The following is an 8,796-nucleotide window of genomic DNA, read 5'->3' as shown; positions in this document are numbered from 1 at the left end:
GATGATGCCCCGCGCCTCGATCACGTCGGAGGGCTTCTGAACGAAGGACAGGGCGACCCAGTCGACGCCGAGATCCAGCCCGAAGGCGAGGTCGGCCCGGTCCTTCTCGGTGAGCGGCGAGAGACGACCGCGAGTTCCCGCACCGCCGGGCCCACCTGGACGACGCGGTTGGCCAGACGGCCAGAGAAGTCGCCCTGGAAATACGAGAGCGCGTGCCCGAGGGTGTAGAGATGCGCCCGCCAGCGGATCTGGCTGGTCGATTGCGGCACGATGAGCTGGTTGGACAGCACCTCGTGCGCCCAGATCGACAGCGGGCGCACCACCGCGATGAGAACGACCACGAGGCCGAGTTCGACCGCGTGGTCCGACAGCACCGTCGCCCGATCGGCCGAGCCGAGCAGGTCGATGAACCAGCGCATCACGAGGTAGAGGGACGCCTCGACCGTGCCGGCGATCACCGCGATGACGAACAGGGCCGCCAGGGCGGCGCGGATCGGGCGCAGGTAGAACCAGGCAAAGCCGAGGATCGACCGCGGCGGCATCCGCGCCTCGTCGAAGGGCGCGAAGGGGTCGACGCGGCGTTCAAGCCAATCGAGGAACATGTCTACGGGGGCGTGACGCGGCGGGAGCCCCTCATGTAAGCGCGACCGGCCCCGCGCCAACCGTGCGGAGTGGTCGCGCCGCCGCGGTGTCTCAGCGGTTCAGGGCCAGCGCGGCGCCCGACTTGGTCAGGGCGCCTTCCAGGCCGCCGCCGCCCTGGCGCAGCCGCGCCGCCACGGAGCCGCCCGGCTGGTAGAGGTAGACTTCCCCGTCGCGGAAGTCCCAGGCCGAGACCCGGGCCAGATCCTTGTTGGGGCAGCCCGTCGCCGTCGCCCTGTAGAGGTCGAGGGCCGGCGTGCTCGAGAGCGTCACCTTGCAATTCGCTCCGGTGGCATCGCGGGCATCCCAGCTTCCGACCACGGAGGAGCGACCGCCGGTGGCGACCGGCGGCGGCGGCGCCGGCGGGGCGACAGGCTCGGCGATCACCGTCGGACCGGCGGGTGGCGCGGCCGCCTGGGCACCGGGCGGGGGCGGCGCGTCGGGGCTCGCGGCCACGCCGGGCGGAGGCGCCAGGGGGGCTGCGGTCACGGTGCCCGACGGCATGGCCGGCACCGTGTCCAGGGAGGCCTGCGGCGACGGCGCCCGCGTCCTCGGCCCATCCAGGCGGCTCGAGGCACAGGCGCCGAGGCTGGCGCCCAGGCAGAGAACGGCGAACGTCGACAGGCTCGGGCGCAGCATCGGTCCACTTTGGGTCAGGCTTGGAGGCGCGTACGCGCTTGCCCCTGACTCCGTGCCAATTGCGCTGACCGCAAGGCGGCCCTCCCAAGCTCAGACGACTCCGCTGCGGAGAGCCGGGCTTTTCGGCCCAGTGTGGCCTTCAGGCCTCAATACGTGGCCCGGCTCTGCAATCAGAGCGTGCGCTCCACCATCATCTTCTTGATTTCGGCAATGGCCTTGGCCGGGTTCAGGCTCTTCGGGCAGGTGTTGGCGCAGTTCATGATCGTGTGGCAGCGGTACAGCCGGAACGGGTCGTGCAGCCCGTCGAGGCGGTGGCCCGTGTTCTCGTCGCGCGAGTCGATCAGCCAGCGATAGGCCTGCAGCAGGGCTGCCGGGCCGAGGAACTTGTCGCCGTTCCACCAGTAGCTCGGGCACGACGTGGTGCAGCACGCGCAGAGGATGCACTCGTACAGACCGTCGAGGCGGGAGCGGTCCTCCGGAGTCTGGCGCCACTCCTTCTCCGGGGCCGGCGTCTCGGTCTGCAGCCAGGGCTCGATGGCGGCGTGCTGGGCGTAGAAATTCGTGAGGTCCGGCACGAGGTCCTTCAGGACCGGCATGTGCGGCAGCGGATAGATCCGGATCGCCCCGTCCTTGTCCTTGCGGGTCATGACCGGCAGGGCGTTGTCGGGGCTCTTGCACTCGTCGATGCCCATCGTGCAGGCGAGCGCGTTCTGGCCCTCGATGTTCATCGCGCAGGAGCCGCAGATGCCCTCGCGGCAGGAGCGGCGGAAGACCAGCGTCGAGTCGACCTTGTTCTTGATCCACAGGAGCGCGTCGAGGACCATCGGCCCGCAATCCTCGCGATCGACCTGATAGGTGTCGATCCGCGGGTTGGCCCCGTCATCCGGGTTCCAGCGGTAGATCTTGAAGGTCTGCAGGTTCCTGGCGCCGGGAGGCGCCGGCCAGGACTTGCCCTGCGTGATCTGGGAATTCTTCGGAAGGTTGAACTGGGCCATGGTTCTCGACGGCTTCCGCTAGAGCAGGACGTGGCGGCCGGGGCAGAAGCCCCGCCGCCGCAGTCGTTGAGCAGAGGTTCGTATCAGTACACGCGCGCCTTCGGCTCGATGTACTGGATCTCATTGGACATCGTGTAGGTGTGCACCGGACGGTAATCGATGTTCACCTGATGCCGGCTCTCGTCGAGCCAGGACAGGGTGTGCTTCATCCAGTCCTTGTCGTCGCGGTCCGGGAAGTCCTCGCGGGCATGGGCGCCGCGGGATTCCGTGCGGTTGGCGGCCGATTCCATCGTGACCACCGCCTGGCCGATCAGGTTGTCGAACTCCAGGGTCTCCAGGAGGTCGGTGTTCCAGACCAGCGACCGGTCGGTGACCTTCACGTCGGCGGCGGCGTTCCAGACCTTGTGGATCAGGCCCTTGCCCTCCTCCAGAACCTCGCCGGTGCGGAACACGGCGCAATTGTTCTGCATCGTCTTCTGCATCTCGGCGCGGAGTTCCGCGGTCGGCGTCGCGCCGTTGGCGTAGCGGAACCGGTCGAGGCGCTCGAGGGCCTTGTCGGTGGCCCCCTTCGGCAGTTCCATGGCGCGCCCGTTCGGCTCGACGATCTCGGCGCAGCGCTTCCCGGCGGCGCGGCCGAACACCACGAGATCGATCAGCGAGTTCGAACCCAGGCGGTTGGCGCCGTGCACGGAGACGCAGGCTGCTTCGCCGATGGCCATGAGACCCGGAACCACGGTATCGGGGTTGCCGTCGCGCAGCGTCAGCACCTCGCCGTGATAGTTCGTGGGGATGCCGCCCATGTTGTAATGGACGGTCGGGATGACCGGGATCGGCTCCTTGGTCACGTCGACACCGGCGAAGATCCGCGCGGATTCCGAGATGCCCGGCAGGCGCTCGTGCAGGATCTTCGGATCCAGGTGGTCGAGGTGCAGGTAGATGTGATCCTTGTTCTTGCCGACGCCGCGGCCATCCCGGATCTCCATGGTCATGGAGCGCGAGACCACGTCGCGCGAGGCGAGGTCCTTGGCCGACGGTGCGTAGCGCTCCATGAAACGCTCGCCCTCGGAATTCGTCAGATAGCCGCCCTCACCCCGGGAGCCTTCCGTGATCAGGCAGCCCGCGCCGTAGATGCCGGTCGGGTGGAACTGCACGAACTCCATGTCCTGCAGCGGCAGGCCGGCGCGCAGCACCATGGCGTTGCCGTCGCCCGTGCAGGTATGCGCGGAGGTCGCCGAGAAATAGGCGCGTCCGTAGCCGCCGGTCGCCAGGATGGTCATCTGGGCGCGGAACCGGTGGATCTCGCCGGTGGCCTGGTCGAGGGCGATGACGCCGCGGCAGCGGCCCTCCTCGTCCATGATCAGGTCGAGGGCGAAATACTCGATGAAGAAGTCGGTCTGGTTCTTTACCGCCTGCCCGTAGAGGGTGTGCAGCATGGCGTGGCCGGTGCGGTCGGCCGCCGCGCAGGTGCGCTGGGCGGTGCCCTTGCCGTAATCGGTGGTCATGCCGCCGAACGGGCGCTGGTAGATCTTGCCTTCCTCCGTGCGGGAGAACGGCACGCCCCAGTGCTCCAGCTCGTAGACGGCGGCGGGCGCGTTGCGCACGAGGTACTCGATGGCGTCCTGGTCGCCGAGCCAGTCCGACCCCTTCACGGTGTCGTACATGTGCCAGCGCCAGTCGTCCGGGCCCATGTTGCCGAGGGACGCCGAGATGCCGCCCTGCGCCGCCACGGTGTGCGAGCGGGTCGGGAACACCTTGGTGATGCAGGCGGTGCGCAGGCCGGCTTCCGAGCAGCCGACCGTGGCACGCAGGCCGGCGCCGCCCGCGCCGACGATCACCACGTCGAAGGCGTGATCGTGAATGGTGTAGGCAGGCCCGCTGCCGTTTGTGCCGTTGGCGGCCATGTTCGGCTCCTCGAAATAGGGGTTGGCGGGGTTCAGGCCGGCTGTCCGAAGCCGATGCGCAGCACCGCGTAGAGGCAGGCCACGGCCACGACGACCGCGTAGGCGTTGTTGGCAAGAACCGCCGCAATCTTCATGGCCGGGGCGTGCACGTAGTCCTCGATGATCACCTGCATGCCTAGACGCATGTGGATCGTAACCGACAGCAGCGCCAGGATCAGGAGAATTGACACCAGGGGGGTCGCGACGAGGAGCCGCGCCTCCGCAAAGCCGCGGCCCGACATCTTGGCGACGATCACCACGAAGCTCAGCATCAGCACGACGTTGGCGATGGCGGTCAGCCGCTGCAGCCACCAGTGGCCAGCCCCGTGGTGCGCGACGCCAAGGCCACGGACCCGGGCGCGGGGGGTGCGGATCGAGACGCGCGTGTCCTGCCGGATCTCTTTCTGAGCCATGTGGGCCTCCTCAGCGGACCAGAAGGGCGACCGCCCAGATGACGAGGGTGAGCGCGACCGAGCCGATCAGGGTCAGCCGGGCCATCGACAGGCGCTTCTCCCGATCGAAGCCCACGCCCGTGTCCCAGATCAGGTGCCGGATGCCGCCCAGCATGTGGTGCATCAGCACCCACGTATAGACGAACAGGATCAGGCGCCCGAACAGCGAGCCGAAGAAGCCGGCCACGTAAGAGTAGCCGACCGGTCCGGAAGCCAGAGCCACGAGCCAGAGGGCGACCAGTGCAGTCCCGCCATAGAGCGCGGTGCCGGTGATACGGTGAAACACCGACATCGCCATCGTCCAGGTCCAGCGATAGATCTGGAGATGGGGCGATAGCGGCTGTGCCACTGTCGGGCGGGCGGTGGGTGCCATCGGGTTGAAGCCTCGCAGCTGCGAACTGGACCGTCTCTAATCTGGTAGCGCTAGTGGCTGAGCGGGCAACCCGCAATCCGCCATGGTGCGGCGCAATGTGCCGTCTGGGGCGACACTTTGCCGATTCTGTCACCTCAGCTGCCCCAGCAGTTGCCACCACGCATAGTCGAGGGGCGCGGCCACCAGCAACGACAGGAGGCCGAAGCTCACGGTGAGGCGCGTCGCGTCCCCGAGGCGGACGCCCCCGAGCTCGCTGGCGAACACGATCGGGGGCGCCTGGTAAGGGAAGAAGATGGTCGAGTAGCCGATCACCTGCAGGGAGACGACCGCGAGGGATGACAGGCCGCTCGCCTCCGTCATCTCGCCCGCCAGGGCCGTGTAGAGGGCCGGCGCGCCGTTGGCGGTGACGAGCAGGGTCAGCACCGTCGCCATGCCGGTGAGCACCGCGAAGTTCTGTGTCGGCGCGTCGTGCGCCAGGGGCGCGACCGCCAGGAGCAGATGGCCGAGACGCCCGCCCAGACCGGTCTCGTTGACCAGGGCGACCAGACCGAGCAGCGCCGCGATGTAGAAGCAGGTCCGCAGGTTGACCTGCTGGAACGCTTCGGGCGGCAGCACCCCGATCCGCGGCAGCAGGCAGACCACCGCGGCGGCGAGGCCGACCCAGGCGGGGGCGAGCCCGTGCAGGGCGTCGGTCATCCAGAGGACCAGCGTGCAGGCGAGGATCACCGCGAGGCGCCGCTCGGGCGCGGAGAGCGGCGGCAGCACCGGCAGGGTCGGCGCGGTCGGGCCGAGGTCGTCCGGAAACAGCCGGACGATGAGAGCCACCAGCAGGACGCCCTTGACCGCGGCCAGGACCGGGGCGTGCAGGACGAAGTAGGACAGGTACGAGAGCTGCAGCCCGAGCAGGTGTTCCGCCGAGCCGGCCATGACGAGGTTCGGCACGTTGGCGGGCAGGATCGCTGCCGACAGGATCGGCGTGGCGATGCCGACCGCCAGCACCGCGCCCGTCCGTCCCGGGCGGCCGACCGTGAGGCCGAAGGCGTCGCAGAGCGCCAGGGTCACGGGGATCATCAGGGCGATGCGGCCGAGATTCGACGGCATGACGAAGGCGATCAGGAAGCTCAGCGCCACCAGCCCGGTGATGAAGTGGCCGTAGGAGCCCGAGAGGCGCAGGGCGAGGCTCCGCGCCATGCGGGTGCCGAGGCCCGTCCGGGTCATGCCCTGCCCCACCACCAGGCCGGACAGGACCAGCCAGAAGGCGGAGGACGAGAGGCCGGAGAACACCGTCGCGGCGGAGCCAGCCGCAGCAGCATCGCCGGTCCGAAAAGGCCAGCGCCGTGACGATCTCGGGCAGCAGGGCGGTCGCCCCAGAGGCTCATGCACGCCACGAGCAGTGCCGCCGTCGCCGCAATCGACCCCTCCCCGCTCACCGCGATCGTCCCCGCACCACGCTACGCCGGAGGCGGCATCCTCGTCGGATAGGAACGGTTCGCAATTCGGGAGTTGTTGAGCGAGCCTTCGCCAACCGCGAAGGCTCTGGGTGCGATGGGCCGCGCCGGCCTGCTTACGAACGCGGACGCCCGGCCGAGAGCCGGCCGGGCGCAATGCTGTCTCAAAAGCGTTTGGGGACCCGCTTCGCGTGGCTCAGTAGCCGTAGCCGTAGTAGCCGTTGCAGGCGGCCGGGTCGTAAGCCCCGTAGCCGTACGTGTCGGCACAATTGTCGTACCCGTAGTCGAGGCCGCTCAGGCCGTAGCCGACCCCGAGGCCGAGCCCGACCCCCGCAAGGCCGTAGCCGACGCCGCGGCCATAGCGCCGGCCGTAATAGCCGCGGTCGGCGTAGCCACGCCCGACAATCCCGCGGTTCCCGATCCCGCCATACCGGCCGGCATCGTGGAATCCGCCGGTCCGGAGGCCGCCGCCCCGAAGCCCGCCGGCTCCGGCCACGCCGGCCGCGCCGAAACCCGCGCCCCGGAAGCCACCACCCAGGCCGCCGACCCGCGCCCCACCGACGCCGCCGTTCTGAAAGGCCCCGCCGCCGAAGCCGCCGTTCCGGAACGATCCGCCGCCCACGCTGCCACCGCGGAAGCCGCCGCCGAACCCGCCGCCGTGAAATCCGCCACCGCCGAAGCCTCCGCCGTGGAATCCACCCCCGCCGAAGCCGCGCGCATCCGCACCGGTCGGAGCGAAAGCGACCGCTGCCAGAAGAGCGGTCGAAACAAGTGCGATACGAGTCATGGGAAATCTCAGCTTGAAGCGAGGTGTATTAATCTCCCAACACTTCAAAACGCCGCGATATCCAAGCTTGAGTATTTGGGGCGACGTGGCAGTCCGTCGCGAGAGCCGTCCTCGGGGGCGGACCGGATGAAGACCGCGCCGGGCGCCCCTCACCGGAACGGAGGCTCATCGAAGCTGCGCAGCTTGCGCGAGTGGAGACCGTGCCGGTCGGCGCGCAGCACGTCGAGCGCCGCCAATCCCACCTGGAGATGCTCCGAGACGGCCCGGTCGTAGAACGCATTGGCGGCGCCCGGCAGCTTGATCTCGCCGTGGAGCGGCTTGTCGGAGACGCAGAGCAGCGCGCCGTAGGGTACGCGGAGGCGGAAGCCCTGCGCGGCGACGGTGCCGCTCTCCATGTCGACCGCGATCGCGCGGGACTGGTTGATCCGCCGCCGCTCCTGGCTGAAGCGCAGCTCCCAGTTGCGGTCGTCATAGGTCACCACCGTGCCGGTGCGCAGGCGCCGCTTCAGGGCGTCGGCCTGCTCGCCCGTCACAGAGGCGGCGGCGCTCTGGAGCGCGACCTGCACCTCGGCCAGCGCCGGGACCGGGACGTCCGGCGGCACGAGCTCGTCGAGGATCCGGTCGCGGCGGAGATAGGCGTGCGCCAGCACGTAGTCGCCGATGGTCTGCGACTGCCGCAGGCCGCCGCAATGGCCGACCATCAGCCAGCAATCCGGGCGCAGCACGGCGAGATGGTCGGTGATCGTCTTCGCGTTCGAGGGGCCGACGCCGATATTGACCAGCGTCGTGCCCTGCTGGGTCCCGTCGGCGTCGCGCGCCACCAAATGGTAGGCCGGCATCTGGTGCCGGTGCCAGGGCGAGGCGGCGATCACCGCGGCGGGGTCGGCCTCGGCGGCCTCGGCGCGGCTCACGGAGACTCCGCCCGGCAGGACCAGCCGCTCGAACCCCTCCGCGCCCGAGGCCAGCCGCTCCAGGCCGTGGCGGACGAACTGGTCGACGTAGCGGTGGTAGTTGGTGAGCAGGATCCAGGGCTGGACGTCGCGCCAGTCGCAGCCGGTGTAATGGACCAGCCGCCGGAGGGAGTAATCGACCCGCACGCCGTCGAACAGCGCCAGGGGCAGCGGCTCGCCCGCCACCTGGTCGAAGGTCCCGTCGGCGATCTCGTCGCCGACGAGCGACAGGAGCGGGACCGGGAAGTAGGTGGCGAGATCCGCGCCGTCGACCGCCCGGCCGCCCGCGTCGAGCCCGGCTTCCAGCACGTAGGGATAGGGGATCTCCTGCGCGCTCAGCCCGACTTCGATGGCGATGCCGTAATCCGCGATCAGCGGCTCCAGCTGACGGGTCAGGTAGGTCCGGAAGAACGCCGGATGCGTCACCGTCGTGGCGTAGGTCCCGGCCGCCTGGAGCTTGGCGGTGGCGCGCCGGACGCGCGGCAGCGGCCCGTCCGGGCGATAGCTGATCCGCAGCTCCGGGTAGCGGAAGGCGAGCCGCTCGGTGGCGTCCGGCGGCGGCCCCCCGGCGAG

7 protein-coding genes and 3 pseudogenes are annotated in these 8,796 nt (G+C 69.7%); all 10 read right to left on the bottom strand.

What is annotated here, in order from left to right; translation table 11 throughout:
- Positions 1-138 (bottom strand): annotated as a pseudogene (locus I53_RS33255) (pyruvate kinase); the annotation flags it as partial.
- A pseudogene (locus I53_RS15270) lies at positions 123-602 on the bottom strand (multidrug ABC transporter ATP-binding protein); the annotation flags it as partial. The pseudogenes I53_RS33255 and I53_RS15270, both read right to left, overlap by 16 nt.
- 91 nt (positions 603-693) lie before the next feature.
- Entirely contained in the window at positions 694-1,278 is a 585-nt protein-coding gene (locus I53_RS15265) for a protease inhibitor Inh/omp19 family protein (RefSeq protein WP_043352132.1), read from the bottom strand.
- A gap of 170 nt (positions 1,279-1,448) precedes the next feature.
- On the bottom strand, positions 1,449-2,273 hold the full coding sequence (locus I53_RS15260) for a succinate dehydrogenase iron-sulfur subunit (protein WP_024831121.1): 825 nt from the start codon (positions 2,271-2,273) through the stop codon (positions 1,449-1,451).
- 83 nt (positions 2,274-2,356) lie between these two features.
- A complete protein-coding gene (gene sdhA, locus I53_RS15255; RefSeq protein WP_043352130.1) occupies positions 2,357-4,174 on the bottom strand; it encodes a succinate dehydrogenase flavoprotein subunit in 1,818 nt (605 codons plus the stop codon).
- Positions 4,175-4,206: 32 nt separating this feature from the next.
- Positions 4,207-4,626 (bottom strand): succinate dehydrogenase, hydrophobic membrane anchor protein, encoded by a 420-nt coding sequence (gene sdhD, locus I53_RS15250; RefSeq protein ID WP_043352128.1) that lies wholly within the window; start codon positions 4,624-4,626, stop codon positions 4,207-4,209.
- A 10-nt stretch (positions 4,627-4,636) separates the two neighbouring features.
- Positions 4,637-5,038 (bottom strand): succinate dehydrogenase, cytochrome b556 subunit, encoded by a 402-nt coding sequence (sdhC, locus tag I53_RS15245; RefSeq protein ID WP_043352126.1) that lies wholly within the window; start codon positions 5,036-5,038, stop codon positions 4,637-4,639.
- 129 nt (positions 5,039-5,167) lie between these two features.
- Positions 5,168-6,468 (bottom strand): annotated as a pseudogene (locus tag I53_RS15240) (SLC13 family permease).
- Positions 6,469-6,682: 214 nt separating this feature from the next.
- Complete coding sequence (locus tag I53_RS15235; RefSeq protein ID WP_043352124.1) at positions 6,683-7,273, bottom strand: hypothetical protein; 591 nt, start codon at positions 7,271-7,273, stop codon at positions 6,683-6,685.
- Between the two features lie 149 nt (positions 7,274-7,422).
- On the bottom strand, positions 7,423-8,796 hold a 1,374-nt coding region (locus I53_RS15230; RefSeq protein ID WP_043352121.1), incomplete at its 5' end, for an AMP nucleosidase.

It is taken from the genome of Methylobacterium sp. B1 (assembly GCF_000333255.1).
In the GTDB taxonomy this organism is placed as follows: domain Bacteria; phylum Pseudomonadota; class Alphaproteobacteria; order Rhizobiales; family Beijerinckiaceae; genus Methylobacterium; species Methylobacterium fujisawaense.
The sequence above is the reverse complement of the archived record's forward strand: the minus strand, read 5'-3'. Positions and strand labels throughout refer to the sequence as shown.